We start from the raw sequence: 16,515 nt of genomic DNA on the forward strand, positions 1-16,515 counted from the left end.
TCCCGCCCCTACAGAAGCGCGGAGCCGGCGCGCAGATCTGCCTGGTAGCTGCCCGGGGTCTGGCCGACGACCGCGGTGAAGGCGTCGATGAAGCTGGAGGGATTCGACCACCCGCATGCCATCGCTGTATCGGTGACCGACAGACCGTTGGCGAGGTGCCCCAGGGCGTGGTGGATGCGAAGCGTGGTGCGCCACTGGTGGAAGCTCATGCCGAGTTCGGCGCGGAAGAGGCGGCTCAGGGTGCGTTCGCTCGCTCCCGCAGCACGCCCCAACTCGGCCAGCGTCGCAGGCCGCGCAGGATCGGCGTGCAGGAGGTCGGCGACGGTGCGCAGCCGATCGTCCTCGGATTCGGGCAGGTGCAGCGATTGCTCGGGAGTGTCACAGAGCTCGTCGATGACCACGCCGAGCAGGCGTCTACGGGCCCCGGGGCGCACTTCGGGCCGCTGGCCGGTGAGCACCAAAACCGCCTCGCGCAGCAGTGGGCTGACGGCGAACACGCTGGGATACGACACGAGTTCGCCGCACAGGTCGATCGGGATGGTCAGGAGGCGGACGTCGGTGCGGCCGTAGAAGCGATGGGAGTGGGCGAAACCGGGTGGCGTCCACGTCACACGGTTGGCCGGGGCTACCCAGGTTCCGCGTTCGGTCGTGGTGGCCAGTGTCCCGGCGGCCGCGTAGACGAGCTGACCCTGGTCATGGGTATGAGGGTCGAGGTGGTGACCGTGCGGCAGCCACGCGGCGCCGCTGGACATGGGCTGCGGTTCTGAGGGCCCCGGAGAGGGCTGGCGGGTCTTCAGCATCGGCAGACAGTCTGCCGGTGGTGCGTCACCCGGTTCAGCGGCCGACCTGAAGAAAGCAGTGCGGCTGATCCGGCGGGCATTCGATGCGTCAAGGGCACCGCGTCGAGGCTCCGATACAGCACATGGGCCCGACACTCCCCGTCATCCGGCAGGCAGGCAGGCAGGCAGGCAGGCAGGCAGGCAGGCAGGCAGGCAGGCAGGCAGGCAGGCAGGCAGGCAGGCAGGCAGGCAATACACAACCCCAGACGCTGGATCCAACGCAACACCGTCCGACGGAAGTTGTTCCTGCAACGCCAGGAAGTGCCACCGACATGCCGGTGGCGCTCCCCCGGCGTTTGACACTCCGCCCGCCAACTCCAGGCAGACACCGGCAAAGACCCCGCCGGCACGAGATCACTCCGACAAGTTTCCGCCCCCTTGCCTCGAACGCAGAGCGGCCGTCGCATACGGAGCACAGCCTATCTACTCATGGGTAACTTAACGTACAGTGCTGCAGTGACGGGCAGTTGGCCCGCCGTCTGCCTGCAGGGCAGACAGTCACCGAACGGCACACAGGCTGCCACCGCGCGTAGCCCGTGCAACGGAAAGGACCGTCCTCATGGCCTCCCCACGTCGGCTTCGCGCCATACTGCTGCCGCTGACTCTGGTCGCCTCCGCAGCCACCCTGGGCACCGGAGCAGCAATAGCCGCGGCCTCGGAGGACTCACCCTCCAAGGCCGCACCCGGCACCACCGAGCAGCAGCCCACCTGGGCCATCGCCCACCGGGTGCTGACCACGGGCGGGGTGACCACGGCGCTCAAGAACGGGGCCAACGCACTGGAGATGGACGCGACGGCCTGGCAGAAGGGCTGGTGGGCCGACCACGACGGCACTCCCACCAGCTCCGGGGACACCATGTCGGACATGTTCGACCAGGTGGCAAAGGAACATGATCACGGGCGTCACGCCTCCTTCGTCTGGCTGGACATGAAGAACCCCGACTGGTGCGACAGCAACGACCCCAAGTGGCGCCAGTGTTCCGTGGCGGGGCTGCGGGACATGGCGCGCCAGAAGCTGGAGAGCAGGGGCATCCGGGTGCTCTACGGCTTCTACGGCAAGGAGGGCGGCAGCGGCTGGAAGAACGCCCTCGCTGACCTGAACTCCAAGGAGGCGGTCAGCTACAGCGGCGATTACGCGCAGGTCCGGGACGGCTTCGCCGAGCACGGGCCGAACGTCCCCGGCAACCAGCGCGTGATGGACAAGGGCGAGTTCAACATGGCCTTGAAGTTCGGCAGCATCCGGGAGGAGCTGGCGGCCGCCAGGAAGGCCCGGGACGCCGGAGAGCTCGCGCAGACCGTCGGCTGGACGGTGGGCAAGGGTGACGGGGAGCGTGCCGCCACCCTGCTCGACTCCTCCGACGGAGGTTCCGCCGTGGACAGCCTGATCTACGGCAACCGGGCGTCGTGCTACCCGGACGGCGTCAGCGGCCCGAAGGGCTGCGGCACGGACGACAGCGCGGTGCGGGAGTCGCTCTCGTACATCACGGACTATGTGAAGGCCCACCCGGACACCCGCCGGATGGCCACCCCCCGGGACATCCCCTTCGGCAGCTGACGCCCCGAGCCGCCCCGCCCGGCCCGGCCCTGGTTTCTGTCCGCGCCATCGCCGCCCGGACCACCGTTCCGCACGTGGCGCAGAGGACCGGCCCCACCGCCGGACGGAGGTGAGCCGGCTCTGAGCGCCCGCACAGCACCAGGACGCTCTCCGCACGAGCAGAGGTGAGCCGTGGCCGGCGAGGGGGCCGACCAATCACAAAGGGGCCCTTCCCCGTATGAGGAAGGGCCCCTTGTCAGAGCGCCCGGCAGGCCTTGCACCTGCATCTCCCACCGGCTGGTGGACGTCTTTCCTTGGACCACAGACGCGCGGTTACGACCCGAAGGCCGAAGTTGCATCATGATCATACTGCATCGGCGCACCGACGGCGAGAATCCACCGACGGTCCGCGCAGACCAGGTCAGAGGCTTGCTGTGTACGGCGGATCGGCCATACACAGCAGAAGCACTCGGAGTGCTCTCCCCGCAGACGGAGGCAGGCCTGAGCCGACCAGGGCAACCGGCTCACAACCGCCTTTGCCCGCTTGGTGGGAATGGTCCGCCGGCACGGGTGAGGCTACACACCCCGCGCATCAGCACCATAACGGCCATCCACCGCCCACTCCCCGCCCGCTTCCCGCCCCAGGCGTCAACCGCTGCACCGATGTCCTGAGACTGTTCACGGCCGTACCGGGACCAGCCCCTGCAGCAGCAGGGTGAGGGTGAAGGCGAACCGGTCGTGTCCGGTACCCGAGGTGAGCTCCCGCGCATGGGCGACGGTATGGGGGAACAGGTCGGGCGGCAGCATCCGGAGCCGCTCCGCGATCTCGGCGCGGTCGATCACACGGCCGTCGGCGTCCTCACTCTGCCGCCGGGCCGCGGATGCCTCCAGGCAGTAGCCCGTGATGTAGAGGAAGGCCGCGTCGCTGACCCAGGCCGCCTGTCGGGCGGGCGCCTCACTGGCGAGCAGGATCGCGAGCATCCCTTCGCCGACCCGCAGAGCTGCCAGATCGGCGGGCACCACGGCGAGTGCGGCCTGCGCGATACCGGGGTAGCGCAGAAACTGATCGCGCAGCTGTGCGCACACGTCCATGAACTGGTCCCGCCAGCATGCGGGGTCCGGTGCGGGGAGAGTGACCCGGGAGCACAGCCTGCCGATGAGCAGGTCGCCGAGCTCCGCCCTGTTGCGCACGTGCGCGTACAACGACGCGGGGCCGGTCCCGAGCCTCGTCGCAACCATGCGCATCGTCAGGTCCTCGAAGCCGCCCGCCTCGACGGCCTGGAGAGCTGCGTCGATGATGCGCTCCACCGTGATGGGAGTCTTCTCCCGGCCGGCGGCCCGGCGCGCTCCGGTTTCCGAGGCGGTGTTCTTGGCCGAGATCAGCGCCGCCCACTGGTCCCGGGAGATTGCGTCACGCGCTGCCCGTCGTCCTGCCATGACGCCACCCTACCCGTTGACGAACAATGATCGCCGATAGAACAATGTTCGTCACAAGGTGAGAAGCGAACCACCACGAAAGGAATCACCGTGACGACCTCGGTCTCGATCGTCGGCGCCGGCCTCGGCGGACTCACGCTCGCCCGGATCCTGCACCTCCACAACATCCCCGCCACGGTCTACGAGGCGGAGAAGTCCGCAGGCGTCCGCACCCAGGGAGGACAGCTCGACCTCCACGAAGAAGACGGCCAGCTCGCCCTCGAGATGGCCCAACTCACCGAGGAGTACCGCTCGGTCATCCACCGAGGCGGCGGCGCACGACGCGTCGTCAACGAGCAGGGACGCGTGGTCGTCGACCGGCCGGACGACGGCTCCCTGGCACGGCCGGAAACACTGCGCGGTGACATCCGTCGGATCCTGCTCGCATCACTGCCGCCCGGCACGGTGCGATGGGACAAGAAGCTCGTCTCGGCGACCCCCGTGGGAGACGGACGACACCAGGTGTCGTTCGTGGACGGCTCGTCGGCCGTGTCCGACGTCCTCGTGGGCGCCGACGGGGTCTGGTCCAAGGTCCGGGCGCTCCTGTCGGACGAGCGGCCGGTGTACTCAGGCATGAGCTACGTCGACACCTACCTTCACGACGTCGACACGGCCCACCCGCGCGTGGCCGGCCTCGTCGGGAACGGCGCCCTGTACGCCCTGCTCCCGGGCAAAGGGTTCCTCGCCCACCGTGAACCCGGTGACGTCGTCCACACCTACGTCGTGCTGCACCGTCCTGTGGAGTGGTTCGATGCGATCGACTTCACCGACGCCCCGGCGGCGACGGCACGGATCGCGGCAGAGTTCGACGGCTGGGCACCGGAACTGCGGGCCCTGATCACCGACGGCGAGTCCGCACCCGTCCTGCGCAGCGTCTACCAGCTGCCGGACGACCACCGCTGGGACCGGGTCCCCGGCGTCACACTTCTCGGCGACGCGGCACACGCGACCGTCCCCGGAGGAGACGGAGCCAATCTCGCGATGCTCGACGGCGCCGAACTCGGCACGGCGATCGCAGCCCACCCCGACGACATCGAGCAGGCCCTCGCCGACCACGAGAGCAGAATGTTCCCCCGGAGCCAGAAGGCGGCTGCCGCCGCCCACCGCACCATCGACTTCATCTTCGGCGCCAACGCCCCCGCCGGGGTCATCAGCCTGTTCTCAGAAGACGACCCGCACCCGCCGCGGCCCGCGTAGGCACCGGCCGGCGAAGCTCCAACTCCACGCCGACAAGGGCTACGACTGCGACCATCCCCTCAGACGGCTCCGCAGACAGCTCCGCAAGCGTGGCATCCGCCATCCCATCGCCCGCGCGGGCTCGAGGCCTCCACCCGACCGGGCCGACACCGCTGGGTGGTCGAGCGAACGTGTCCTGGTTGGCCGGCTGCCGACGCCTACATCGTCGCCACGAAGGCAAGGCCAAGCACTTCCTCGGGTTCATCGGGTTCATCGGGGCATCGCCGCAGCTCTCATCGGCCACCAAAGATTCGGCAGTCGCCTGAAATGCCATCGATCAACAGGGCACGGAGTTGCCCGCGGTCGATCTCGGGATTGGCCCGATCATCTGGACGGGGTCGCCAGTCACGCAGGACGGTCCCGTCCGCGTCACAATCGAGCACAGGCAGGCCCAGCTCCCCGCGTGCTGAAAACGGCCGCCTCATGATCTGCCTGCTGTTAGTTCGCCGAGCGCAGTCGGTCCAGCTCGTCCCCGATCGCCTTGCGCAGCGGGTCGTGCTGCGGTCCGAGTGCGTACTGCTCTTCGGTCCACCTGTCGCGGGGATAGAGCCACACCGGCAGTCGCACCAAGTCGGAGGGCTCCCACTCGAAACGGGGCCATACGTGCGCATGCAGGAACCCATCAGCGTTGCCCAGGATCTCCAGATTGACCCGTCGGAACGCCGCATCCAGGTGACGGGACGCTCGCTCGACCGCTTCCCCGAGTTGGTCCATGTCGGCCAGGAAGGCCAGCCGCTTGTCCCTGGGCAGGTCAGACAGCCTTTCCACCTTGGGATCGTCCACCAGGAGCACCGAGTAGCCCGGGAGGAACTGCACATCGCCGATCGCTGCGAATCCCGCGTTCAAGCGCCGCAGAACTGCCGGATTCTCGCCTCGCAGGGCACTCCCGATCCGATCCATCCGCCAGTCATCAACCATGGCCAGAACCTATCCGACCGCGACCATAGCCCCATCTGAGGATGTCGGAGCATCGCAGTCGCCCGCCATTTCTTAGTCCGGAAAAGGGATTCTGGGTGGGCTGACCGTTCTGCTCACCAAGTCTCCCAAGGTGGACACCGCGCCATCAGGCTCCGAGGAGAGACGGTGACAGCGCCGGCCGGACATACCTGAACATGCCCAGCGGCCGTGTCCCTGCCCCCGACAAGGCAGGGACACGAGTCATGCTCCGCTTCCACTGCGTCTTCCCAGCAGATCCGCCCGAGTCCTCGGCGAGCGCGACGAGGCAGGGCATGGTCAGCTGAGTCGGCCTTACGGACTGGAGGAACCGTGGGCATCCGGCCGACCACGGAGCCTCCGCAAAAACCCGTTGGCGGCCATGGCGACCACTGCTACTTTTCCGGAGGCCGTGCGAGAGAACGAGGAGGTGGTACCCGTGAACGCAGTATCGGCATGGGTGCTCCCCTCCGGGGTCACGGTCGGACGACAGGTCGTCCGGGAGCGCCGTTCAGAGCACTCCCGAAAGGCACGACCATGCGATTCACTTCCGAACAGCACCTCGACGACGGCGTCCTCGAACGCGAATTCACCCTCGACGAGATCCCCGGCGTCCTGTGGACGCCCAGATCCGCACCGGCCCCACTGATCCTGATCGGCCACAACGGCGGCTTGCACAAGCGGCACCCGCGGCTGGTGGCCCGGGCCCGGCACTACGCGGCGGAGTACGGCTTCGCGGTGGCCGCCATCGACGCCCCCGGGCACGGTGACCGGCCCCGTTCCGCCGTCGATGAGCAGGCCCGGGCCGACCTCCGCCGGGCGATGGAAGCCGGCGAGCCGGTCGACGAGATCGTCGACTCCTTCATCGTCCCGCTGGTCGAAAGGGCGGTCCCGGAGTGGCGGACCACCCTGGACGCCCTCCTTTCGCTGCCCGAGATCGGCGGCCGGGTCGGGTACGAGGGGATGACCGCCATCGGCATTCGGCTGGCGTCGGCTGAGCCGCGCATCTCGGCCGCCGTCTTCTTCGCCGGGGGATTCGTGCCCGGCGCCCTGCGTGAGGAGGCCCGGCAGGTCACCGTTCCGCTGCAGTTCCTGCTGCAGTGGGACGACGAAGGGGTGGAACGACAGTCGGCCCTGGACCTGTTCGACGCCTTCGGCACCAGGGAGAAGACGTTGCACGCCAACCTGGGCGGGCACGCCGGTGTCCCGTGGTTCGAGGTGGACGACGGGGCCCGGTTCCTCGCCCGGCACCTGAAGTGAGGCCGGGTCGTCAGGACCACGTGGGATGAGTCGGCGCTGCCGGGTGCCCGGCAGCGCTCAACCCCGCTATATCCGCGGCCTGTTGATCAGGCGGGAGAGCACGATCACGCTCTCGGTGCGGTCGATGACACAGGCGCCGCGGACCCGCTGAATGGCCTGTTCCAGGTGCGCGATGTCCTTGGCGAGCATGTGGAGCAACGCATCCGCGGCGCCGGAGACGGTGCACGCCTCGACGACTTCCGGAATCCCTTCCAGGTCGCGCTGCAGCTCTTCGGGGGTGGGATTGCCGTTGCAGTACACCTCCACGAAGGCCTCGGTCCGCCAGCCCAGCGCCTGGGTGTCGATGAGCGCGGTGAACCCGCGAATCGCGCCGCCGGCGACGAGGCGGTCCAGTCGCCTCTTGGCGGCCGGTGCGGAGAGCCCCGCCGCGTCACCGATCTCGGCATAGGTGCTCCGGGCGTTGCGCATCACACAACGGATGATCTCTTCGTCGATGGCGTCCACGCCGCTGACTCCAGGAAAGACAAGAAAGAGAGGAAAAGGAAAGAGACGACCCGCGCGGTGCGCAAGAAAACTCCGCAGCGGCTTTCAGAGGGCAAGAAATCAATTGCCATGGGCAAGGTATGGCGATTGATTGCGCCGCCGGCCCGACCATAGCATCCGGGCTCACCCACCGAGCCGCAGCGACGGGAGCCACCGCACATGACCCCAGCAGTGAGTGCCGAGGAGGCCGCCGCACTGGCGGCGATCGACGAGGAGGCCGTTTCCCGCATGCTGCGGGAACTGGTCGCCATCCCCAGCGTCACCGGGAGCGCCGCCGAGTCCGAGATGCAGCACCACCTCGCCGGACACCTCGACCGGCTCGGCCTCGACGTCGATCTGTGGTCCATGGACCTGCCCGCGCTCCGCGCGCACCCCGGCTTCCCCGGGACCGAGGCACCACGCGACGAGGCGTGGGGGCTGGTGGCGACGACCTCGGACGGCGGCGACGGGCCGACCATGATCCTGCAAGGCCATGTCGATGTCGTACCCCCCGGCGACCTCCGGCAATGGGAGGGCGATCCCTTCACCCCCAGGGTGGTCGGAGACGTCGTCCACGGCCGGGGCGCCTGTGACATGAAGGCCGGGCTGGTCGCCCATCTCGCCGCCCTGGCGGCGATCCGCGCCGGCGGGGTCAGGCTGCGCGGCCGGGTGGCCGCCCACTGCGTGGTCGGCGAGGAGGACGGCGGGCTCGGCGCCTTCGGCACCCTCCGGCGCGGACACACCGGTGACGCGTGCATCATCACCGAGCCGACGGGCGGCACGCTGGTGACCGCCAACGCCGGTGCGCTGACCTTCCGCATCGAGGTCCCGGGCCGCGCCACCCATGCCAGCACGCGCGACGCGGGAGTCAGCGCCATCGACGCGTACGCGCCCGTCCACCGGGCACTGGCGCGTCTCGAATCCCGGCGCAATGCGTCGGCCGACCCGCTGATGGCCGAGTACCCGGTTCCGTACGCGCTCTGTGTCGGCACGCTGCACGCGGGCTCGTGGGCGAGCAGCGTGCCGGATTGTCTCGTCGCCGAGGGCAGGCTGGGCGTCCGGCTGGGCGAGGACCCCGCCGAGGCGATCGCCGACTTCGAGGACTGTGTGGCGGAGGCCTGTGCGGACGACCCCTGGCTGCGCGCTCACCCGGCGGTCGTGACCTGGCCCGGCGGCCGATTCGCCAGTGGCCGGCTGCCCGCGGGCCATCCGCTTTCGGAGCTGGTCCGAGGCGCACATGCCGACGCCGTGGGCGGGCCGTCGATCCGCGAGCGCGGCGCGCCCTACGGAAGCGACCTGCGCCTGTACGCCGCGGCGGACATCCCGACGCTGCAATTCGGGCCCGGCGACGTTCGGTTGGCGCACAGCCCCCGCGAGCAGGTGTCCGTATCCGAGGTCGTCGCGGTGGCCCGCACCCTCGTCCTCGCGGTGCTGCGCAGCGTCGGCACTCGATAGACCGGATGGGCCAGACAGCCGGATGGGCCGGATGGGCGGATGGGCGGATGGGCGGATAAGCCGGACCTCCGCGTGGGCGTCGGCGGTTGCGGTGGCGGTGACCGTCGCGACAGACGCGGAGGCAGATCCGCGCACGGAGCGGTCGTCGGCGCTCTGCCGGACATCGACGGGCCAAGGCCCGCGCCCTCGATCGCCACGCCCCGAACGACCACGGAACGAAGGGGACCCATGACCTCAGCAAAGGTTGAACAACACCCACTCGACACCGGCACGGCCGCGCCCGAAGAGGGCTACCGGCGGGGGCTCGGCAGCCGGCAGATCCAGATGATGGCCCTCGGAGGCGCGATCGGCACGGGGCTCTTCTACGGCTCCGGCGAGGGCATCGCCGCTGTCGGGCCGAGCCTGGTGGCCTGTTACGCCGCGGCGGGCCTCGTCATCTTCCTCATCATGCGGGCGCTCGGCGAACTGCTCACCCATCGCCCCACCTCGGGCAGCTTCGCGGACCACGCGCGCGAGTTCTGCGGCCCGTTCGCCGGCTTCGTCACCGGCTGGTCGTACTGGGCCGCCTGGGTCGCCTCCTGCATGGCAGAGGTCACCGCGGCCGGCCACTACATCGCCTATTGGTGGCCGGCCGTCCCGGTCTGGGCCACCGCCGCAACGGCCCTGGTCGTGCTGCTCGCCGCGAATCTGGTCTCCGTCACCCTCTTCGGAGAACTGGAATTCTGGATCGCGCTCGCCGCGCTCGCCTTCGTGGTCGTGCCGATGACCACCTCCCCCGACACCCGTCCCGGACTGTATGTGTGGGCGGTGTGGTTCACCGCTCTCACCGTCGTCTACGGGCTGGCCATCAAGAGGGGCCATCGGGAGCGGAGTTGAACCGAAGGCGGGCCCCTGCTTCACGTACTTCAAGGCGGACCTCTACCAACCCGGTTGGCAGGCAGGGCCCCTGCCTGTGCGAGCCCGACCGGTCAGCGACCCGAATCCGGAACCTCGCGCGGGGCGGACGACGCCTGGCCTCCGGGCCGGGAGACCCAGCCGGCGGTGGCGGCCAGCGTACGCAGGACGGTAGCGCCGGCGAACACGGCCGAGGAGACCGGCCAGCCCATCCATCGCGTCAGGTCATCTCGCAGGTCGGGATCGACCTCGACGGTCACCCGGATGTATCTGCTCTGCAACCTGGTGACCTTGGTGGGCCGGGGTGCCGAGACAGCCGGCCCGCGCCGCAATGCCGCGCGGTAGCTCTCCTTGCGCTGACTCATGATTCATCCTGACGCTTGATCAGTTCCTCCGCGAAATCCATGTACGCCGACCCCTTGGCCTGGACCGGGTTCCCAAAAGACTGGGCGTACAGGTCGAGCCGCGCGATGTGGGTGTCCAGCACCTCGAAACCCCGCTCGGTGAGTGCTTCGCGAGCGTCCGCATCCGGCCCGGTGCGCGTGGCATCGGGCCGGTTGGTGCGATTGAGCAGCACCGCCGAGCGGGCCGGCTCGGCACGCAGGGACTGCACGTCCGCCATCTCGCCCAGGATGGGCGCCATCCGGTCCAGTTCGATGGGGGCGGGGGTGACGGGGACGATCCACTCGCCTGCGTACCGCATGATGCTGCGGGCGATGCGGGGATGGTCCTCCAGCTGGGGCGCATCGAGCACGACGGCCTGCCGGTCACCGAGGAAGTCGTTCACACGACGGTGGACGTCCCCCACCGGCAAGGCGATCACCGGAAACGGAAAGCCATGGGCCAGCTCGCTCCAGCGCAGTGCGGAAGCGGCCGGATCACCGTCGACCAGCAGCGGCGGCATACCCCACTCATGGAGCGCATGGGCCAGCCACACAGCACTGGTCGTCTTACCGACGCCGGGCTTGAGATTTACAAACGCGCAACTCAAAGGCACAAGAAAGGACAGTAATGGGCGCGGTCATCCAGTCTCAGTCGGCACGAGGGTGTGGTCCCGCGGTTCACCCGCAAGCAGTGAGAAACGTCGGACAGCGGGGGCGTTCGCGGCCGGCCCTGCGCACCACCAGCTGCCTCTTCTTGCCCCTCGTCGGATGACATTCGGCCCCCCACCCATCCGCACCGGCCCCTCCGCTCGGCCCGCCACGACCGGTCTTCACCGGCCCGGAAGCCGGGTCACTCCTCCAGCGCCGCCGCCATGCGGTCGAGGTCGGCAAGGAGCGCTGCCAGGCGCTGCGCCGGGATGGCTTCGACCATGCGCTGTTCGATGGCGTAGACGTCGGCCTGAACCGCGGTCAGGCGCGCGTTGCCCTCCTCGGTGAGGCGGGCGGGCCGGGCGCGGCCGTGGTCGGCGGTGGTGGGGCGGGTGATCAGTCCCGCTTCCTGCAGGCCCCGCAGGACGACGTTCCCGGATTGCCGGGTGACGAAGGTCGCGCGGGCGAGTTCGGCGTTGGACATGCCGGGATACAGGGCCAGGAGTTCGAGGGTCGAGTACTGCGGCACGGTCAGGCCGTGCTCGCGCAGGACCTTGTCCATGGCGCCACGGAGGGCGGCCTGGGTGCGTTTGAGCAGGTACCCCACGTGGTGAGTGACGTCTTTCGTGGGGTGTGACGGTTCGGCCGACTCATTCTCCAGCATGTCAGCATTTTGACATACGCGACTCGGTCGCCTTAGCCTCACTCATGTCAAAGTCCTGACATTGAGTTCGAGGAGACCCATGACTGCCACCATCGACGGCCCCGACTTCGTCGCCCTGCAAGTGCGCGACCTGAGCGCGGCAGCGGACTTCTGCGAGCGGCACCTCGGTCTGCGCCGGGCCGCGGTCTCGCCACCCCACGCGGTCGTCTTCGACACCAAGCCGACCCCCTTCGCCGTCCGCGAGTCCCTCCCGGGCGTCGACCTCGCCGAAACCGCACGGCCCGGACTCGGCGCGGTGCTCTGGTTCCGTACCTCCGACGCCCACCAGCTCCACGACCAGCTCACCGCTGCCGGGATCAAGATCCTCACTCCGGTCACGGACAGCCCCTTCGGGCCGATGTTCTCCTTCGAGGGCCCCGAGGGCTACACCCTCACCGCGCACGGAGGCTGACCACGCCCGCCGTCACCCTCACCCTCACCCTCACCCGGCCGGGCCCTTCCCGCTCGCCTCCGGCATCCGGTTCCCGGAGGGCTTCAGCCCCGCCGCCCACGGTTCGCCACGGGCTTTCCGGGCTCTGAGGTGCACAAGTGACCTATCGCGCGTGATGGAGCCCAGTAGGCTGCTGAACGGCGCCGAACACCGGTGTATGCAACCAGCGCACGCCCCCCGGGGCAGCGTTCGGGGCAGTGCGGCTTCCTGCGTACGGTGATCAGGTGCGAGCGGACTGTGTGGACCGCGTGGACCGACACTGAATCGGCGGCGGCGATCTGACGTGTCTGGAGGCCGTTCACCATATGTTGGGCGATGCGCCGTTCGGCCGGGGTGAGCGCCGTGGTCGGACGGGGCCGGTCATGGCGTGATTCCTCGTGGCATCGGTCAGTGGGCCGGCGTCGGGCGCAGGCGCACGGGGACGGTGGTGTGGCCGTTGCTGATCAGGCTGGGCAGTCGCTTCAGCTCGTGCGGGTCGGCGGCGAGTTGGATGTCGGGGAAGCGCTCGAAGAGCAATCTCAGGACGGCAGTGACTTCGAGGCGGGCGAGCGGAGCCCCGAGGCAGAAGTGGACGCCGTGGCCGAAGGCGAGGTGTTCTTTGCTGGGGCGGGTGGCGTCGAAGCGATCGGCATGCGTGTGCCAGCGGGGGTGCCGGTTGGCGGCGGCATACGAGGCGAGGATGGCATCTCCGGCCTGGATGGTCTGTCCATCGGGGAGCGCGATGCCGACGCGGGCGTAGCGGAGGGGAAGGTGCTTGATGGCGGGCTGGTGGCGCAGTGTCTCCTCGACGACGTCCTGCCAGGTGCAACGGCCGGAGCGGACGTGAGCCAACTGCTGCGGGTCGGTCAGCAGAGCGGTGACGGCGGCGTCGATGACGTTGACGGTGGTCTCGTACCCGGCCGCGAGCATCAGCAGGAGCGTGTCGCGCAGCTCGGCGCTGCTGAGGGCCGAGCCGTCGCCCTCCTCGTCGCGGGCGGCGATCAGCGACGAGGTCATGTCCTCACCGGGCTCGGTGCGCTTGATCTCGATCAGGGCGTCCAGCAAGCCGTAGAGGGTGGCCGTGTTGGCGACCTGTTCCTCGACGGTGAGATGGGTGGCGAACACGGTGTCCACCACGGTGCGGAACTCGGGCCGCCGGTCGGCAGGTACGCCCATGAGCCGGCCGATGACAGCGATCGGGAGCGGGTAGGCAAGCTGCTCTCGCAGGTCGACCGTCTCGTCGGCCGGAAGGGCATCGAGGTCGTCGAGGATGGCGTTTACGAGGGTCTCGATGTCTGTCTGGAGGGCGGCGGTTCGGCGGGCCGAGAGGGTGGGGGCGACCATGCGGCGCAGGCGGCTGTGATCCTTGCCGTAGGCGGTGAACATGTTGCTGACGGACACCCACAGGGCCAGTGGCCAGGTGGGCACGGTCTCGGCGAAGTCCGGCCAGTGAGCGCGCGCGTCTTTGGAGACGTCCTTGCTGGTCAGGAGCTGCTTGAGGAGGTCCGGGTCGGACACGCTCCAGGCGCGCACGCCGAGGATGTCCACCAGCGTGGCCGGGCCGCGATCACGCAGGGCCTGGTGCTCGGCGTCCGGATCGGCCCCTGTGGGGTCGAGGACGAGGATCTGCTGTGGGGACATGGTGTTGCCTCTTTCAGCTGGTGGGGAGGATGACGGGCAGAGCGGTGAGGGAGCGGTGGAAGGGGCCAGGACGCCGGACGAGGTCGTCGCAGTGGTCAACGAGGGTCATCTCGGGAAGGACATCGAAGATGTGGCGGATGGCGGCCTCGGCGGCCAGGTAGAGGTAGGCGTGCGCGCCGGCGGGACAGCGGTACGGGCCGGCACAACGCCGCGCCTGACCACCGATTTGGCGGCTCCTGCCGGTGTCCGGCTTCGATGTACCGGAGGCTGGTGTCGGGTGAGGGCCGTCGGCAGCGGCCGACGTGCTTCCTTCCTCCCTCAGCGCCGCGACGCCGACCGTCGGCCGGAGTCGTGCGAGCGCGCTGTTTAGGGTGAGGTCATGACCAGCGATCGTTCTGCCGTGTCTCGTGACCGTCGTCGCATCGAGCTTCGTGAGTTTCTGCGCAGTCGCCGGGCTCGGGTCTCGCCTGCTGATGTCGGTATGCCGGATGGTGGGCGGCGGCGGACGCCGGGGCTGCGGCGCGAGGAGGTCGCGGTGCTCGCCGGGGTCGGGGTGTCCTGGTACACGTGGTTGGAGCAGGGGCGCGACATCAAGGTGTCGGAGGAGGTCCTCGACGCGATCGCACGGGTGCTGCTGCTGGATCCCACCGAGCACGTGCATCTGTACCTGCTGGCCGGGCTCAACCCGCCGCAGTTCGCCTCCGCACCGTCCGCGCCCGCCCCGCCGCAGGTGCAGAGGCTGCTGGACGCCTGGTCACCGCGGCCCGGGTACATCCGCGACCGCCACTGGAACTTCACCGACATCAACGAAGCCGCCCGCATCGTGTTCGGCTACGGCGACAGTGACCACAACTGCCTGGTCTCGTTCTTCACCAATGTCCGCTACCGGGTCCTGCAACGCCACTGGGCCGACACCGCTCCAGACGTGGTCGCCGGGTTCCGCGCCGACGCCGCCCGCTATCCCGAGGACCCGGAGTTCGACCGCATCGCCGAGGAACTGGCCCGGAGCAGCCCGGAATTCGCCGAGCTGTGGGACCGCCACGACGTGGCCGAGCACACCAGCGCGGTCAAGGCGGTCGACCATCCCGAAGCCGGAACGCTGGTCTTCGATGCCACCCTGCTGCCGCTGCCCGAACTGCCCGGACACCACCTGATCCTGCACAACCCCCGCCCGAGTACCGACACCCAGGAAAGGCTGGAGCAGCTCATGGGCACCCGCAGCCTGGTGGTGCCACACCCAGGATGAGCGGACACTGCCGGGCGTCGTGGCAGCCCGGCAGGATCACTGCCATGAACAGCAACAACACGCAGATGAAGACAGTGACCATTCCCGAGTTCGGGGAGGCCGAGGTACTCCGCATCGAGCAGATGCCGGTCCCCGAGCCCGGTCCCGGACAGGTGTCCATCGACGTGGCCTATGCGGGCGTCAACTTCGCCGAGGTGCTCTACCGGCGCGGCGTGGTGGACGTACCGCTGCCCTTCGTGCCCGGCATCGAAGTCTCCGGCCGCATCCGCGCCCTCGGCGAGGGCGTCACGGACCTGACCGTCGGCCGGCCGGTGGCTGCGCTGACGATCGTCGAGAGCGGCGGCTACGCCGAGGTGGTGGTCACCTCCGCCGACCTGGTCGCCCCGTTGGACGGTCTCGGCATCGGACTCGGCGTCGCCGCGGCACTCCCCTCCAACAGCACCACCGCCTTCCTCGTCCTGGACCGGGTGGCGCGCATCGAGCCCGGAGACCGTGTCCTGGTCCACGCCGCGGCAGGCGGGGTGGGCAGCCAGCTCGGCCAGGCCGCTCGGCTGCTGGGCGCCGGCCGTGTGGTCGGGACGGTCGGCAGCGAGGCGAAGATCGAGACCGCCAAGCGATTCGGCTACGACGAGGTGATCCTGCGCGACCAGGTCGCCGGGGCAGGCGAGTTCGACATCGTCGTCGACATGGTCGGCGGCCCGTCCCGCACGGCCGGCCTGGACCGGCTGGCCCCCATGGGACGGCTGGTGGTGATGGGTAACGCCTCGGGCGCCGCAGACGTCGGCATCTCCGCCAACCAGCTGTGGTTCACCAACAAGACCGTCTCCGGCTTCAACCTCGCCGCCTTCTCCGCGGCCTTCCCTCAAGACGCCGGGCTGGCCCTGCGCCGCGCCGTACAGGCCGCAGCTCAGGGAGCTCTGCGGGTACAGGTCGAGGCCCTACCGCTGGAACAGGCCGCCGAGGCACACCGCCGCATCGAATCCGGGCACACCACCGGCAAGCTGACCCTCACCGTCGCGACGCTGTGACATGGGGCTGCCCGCATTCAGGTTCTCGAAAGGCAAGCATCCGCCCACCTTCCTTCCGGCAACGGCCATCTCACCGTACGAGGCCGCAGCCGCATGCCGCCGCGCCACTGACTCCCCGCCCAAGCAGTCCGAGCTGCTGCAAAAAGCTTCCAAGTGGTGAAAAGCACCCCTCAAGCGACCCTCACGCGCGTGAGGTGCATCGACACTCGGAAATGCAGATCCCAAAAGTCGCCAGTCTGCCCTTCGCAATCAGGTCGATCGCTCTGTTGAACAGGAGCAAATGATGT

17 protein-coding genes and 1 pseudogene are annotated in these 16,515 nt (G+C 69.2%); 9 read left to right on the plus strand and 9 right to left on the minus strand.

What is annotated here, in order from left to right; all coding sequences use genetic code 11:
- Positions 1 to 8 precede the first annotated feature (8 nt).
- Positions 9 to 800 carry a helix-turn-helix transcriptional regulator gene (locus D9V36_RS05795; protein ID WP_129292821.1) on the minus strand — a complete coding sequence of 264 codons (792 nt, stop codon included), beginning with the start codon at positions 798 to 800 and terminating at the stop codon, positions 9 to 11.
- A 598-nt stretch (positions 801 to 1,398) separates the two neighbouring features.
- Between D9V36_RS05795 and D9V36_RS05805 the strand changes: the two genes are divergently transcribed.
- On the plus strand, positions 1,399 to 2,394 hold the full coding sequence (locus D9V36_RS05805; RefSeq protein ID WP_129292823.1) for a phospholipase: 996 nt from the start codon (positions 1,399 to 1,401) through the stop codon (positions 2,392 to 2,394).
- Positions 2,395 to 3,051: 657 nt separating this feature from the next.
- On the opposite strand, the gene D9V36_RS05815 is transcribed toward D9V36_RS05805, so the two are convergent.
- On the minus strand, positions 3,052 to 3,810 hold the full coding sequence (locus tag D9V36_RS05815) for a TetR/AcrR family transcriptional regulator (protein WP_129292825.1): 759 nt from the start codon (positions 3,808 to 3,810) through the stop codon (positions 3,052 to 3,054).
- 90 nt (positions 3,811 to 3,900) lie between these two features.
- On the opposite strand from D9V36_RS05815, the gene D9V36_RS05820 reads away from it, so the two are divergent.
- Both D9V36_RS05820 and D9V36_RS41790 read left to right on the plus strand, forming a co-directional pair.
- Positions 3,901 to 5,046, plus strand: coding sequence for an FAD-dependent oxidoreductase (locus D9V36_RS05820; RefSeq protein ID WP_129292826.1), 1,146 nt, complete (start codon positions 3,901 to 3,903; stop codon positions 5,044 to 5,046).
- A pseudogene (locus tag D9V36_RS41790) lies at positions 5,024 to 5,351 on the plus strand (hypothetical protein); the annotation flags it as partial. The gene D9V36_RS05820 and the pseudogene D9V36_RS41790, both read left to right, overlap by 23 nt.
- A 172-nt stretch (positions 5,352 to 5,523) precedes the next feature.
- On the opposite strand, the gene D9V36_RS05835 reads toward D9V36_RS41790, so the two are convergent.
- Positions 5,524 to 6,003, minus strand: coding sequence for an HIT family protein (locus D9V36_RS05835; RefSeq protein ID WP_129292828.1), 480 nt, complete (start codon positions 6,001 to 6,003; stop codon positions 5,524 to 5,526).
- A gap of 552 nt (positions 6,004 to 6,555) precedes the next feature.
- On the opposite strand from D9V36_RS05835, the gene D9V36_RS05845 reads away from it, so the two are divergent.
- Complete coding sequence (locus D9V36_RS05845; RefSeq protein WP_129292830.1) at positions 6,556 to 7,278, plus strand: dienelactone hydrolase family protein; 723 nt, start codon at positions 6,556 to 6,558, stop codon at positions 7,276 to 7,278.
- Between the two features lie 66 nt (positions 7,279 to 7,344).
- On the opposite strand, the gene D9V36_RS05850 is transcribed toward D9V36_RS05845, so the two are convergent.
- A complete protein-coding gene (locus D9V36_RS05850) occupies positions 7,345 to 7,782 on the minus strand; it encodes an Lrp/AsnC family transcriptional regulator (RefSeq protein WP_129292831.1) in 438 nt (145 codons plus the stop codon).
- A 198-nt stretch (positions 7,783 to 7,980) separates the two neighbouring features.
- On the opposite strand from D9V36_RS05850, the gene D9V36_RS05855 reads away from it, so the two are divergent.
- Entirely contained in the window at positions 7,981 to 9,255 is a 1,275-nt protein-coding gene (locus D9V36_RS05855; protein ID WP_129292832.1) for an ArgE/DapE family deacylase, read from the plus strand.
- Positions 9,256 to 9,483: 228 nt separating this feature from the next.
- Positions 9,484 to 10,131, plus strand: a complete 648-nt coding sequence (locus D9V36_RS05860; protein ID WP_277753396.1) for an amino acid permease — start codon at positions 9,484 to 9,486, stop codon at positions 10,129 to 10,131.
- 92 nt (positions 10,132 to 10,223) lie between these two features.
- Here D9V36_RS05860 and D9V36_RS05865 read toward each other — a convergent pair whose 3' ends face one another.
- The 3 genes from D9V36_RS05865 to D9V36_RS05875 form a co-directional block, all read right to left on the minus strand.
- On the minus strand, positions 10,224 to 10,514 hold the full coding sequence (locus D9V36_RS05865) for a hypothetical protein (protein WP_129292833.1): 291 nt from the start codon (positions 10,512 to 10,514) through the stop codon (positions 10,224 to 10,226).
- Complete coding sequence (locus D9V36_RS05870) at positions 10,511 to 11,146, minus strand: ParA family protein (protein ID WP_277753397.1); 636 nt, start codon at positions 11,144 to 11,146, stop codon at positions 10,511 to 10,513. Before D9V36_RS05870 ends, D9V36_RS05865 begins: the two co-directional genes overlap by 4 nt.
- 236 nt (positions 11,147 to 11,382) lie before the next feature.
- Positions 11,383 to 11,844: a MarR family winged helix-turn-helix transcriptional regulator gene (locus D9V36_RS05875; protein WP_129292834.1), complete on the minus strand. Its 462-nt coding sequence runs from the start codon at positions 11,842 to 11,844 to the stop codon at positions 11,383 to 11,385.
- 79 nt (positions 11,845 to 11,923) lie between these two features.
- Here D9V36_RS05875 and D9V36_RS05880 point away from each other — a divergent pair, with 79 nt between their 5' ends.
- Entirely contained in the window at positions 11,924 to 12,295 is a 372-nt protein-coding gene (locus D9V36_RS05880) for a VOC family protein (RefSeq protein ID WP_129292835.1), read from the plus strand.
- A gap of 426 nt (positions 12,296 to 12,721) precedes the next feature.
- On the opposite strand, the gene D9V36_RS05885 is transcribed toward D9V36_RS05880, so the two are convergent.
- Positions 12,722 to 13,954, minus strand: coding sequence for a cytochrome P450 family protein (locus D9V36_RS05885; protein WP_129292836.1), 1,233 nt, complete (start codon positions 13,952 to 13,954; stop codon positions 12,722 to 12,724).
- Positions 13,955 to 13,967: 13 nt separating this feature from the next.
- Positions 13,968 to 14,063, minus strand: a complete 96-nt coding sequence (locus D9V36_RS41795) for a cytochrome P450 (protein WP_241720721.1) — start codon at positions 14,061 to 14,063, stop codon at positions 13,968 to 13,970.
- 270 nt (positions 14,064 to 14,333) lie between these two features.
- Between D9V36_RS41795 and D9V36_RS05890 the strand changes: the two genes are divergently transcribed.
- Both D9V36_RS05890 and D9V36_RS05895 read left to right on the plus strand, forming a co-directional pair.
- Positions 14,334 to 15,200: a helix-turn-helix transcriptional regulator gene (locus D9V36_RS05890; protein ID WP_129292837.1), complete on the plus strand. Its 867-nt coding sequence runs from the start codon at positions 14,334 to 14,336 to the stop codon at positions 15,198 to 15,200.
- Positions 15,201 to 15,244: 44 nt separating this feature from the next.
- Entirely contained in the window at positions 15,245 to 16,228 is a 984-nt protein-coding gene (locus D9V36_RS05895; protein WP_129292838.1) for a quinone oxidoreductase family protein, read from the plus strand.
- Positions 16,229 to 16,515 lie beyond the last annotated feature (287 nt).

This window comes from Streptomyces lydicus (genome assembly GCF_004125265.1).
GTDB lineage: Bacteria > Actinomycetota > Actinomycetes > Streptomycetales > Streptomycetaceae > Streptomyces > Streptomyces lydicus_C.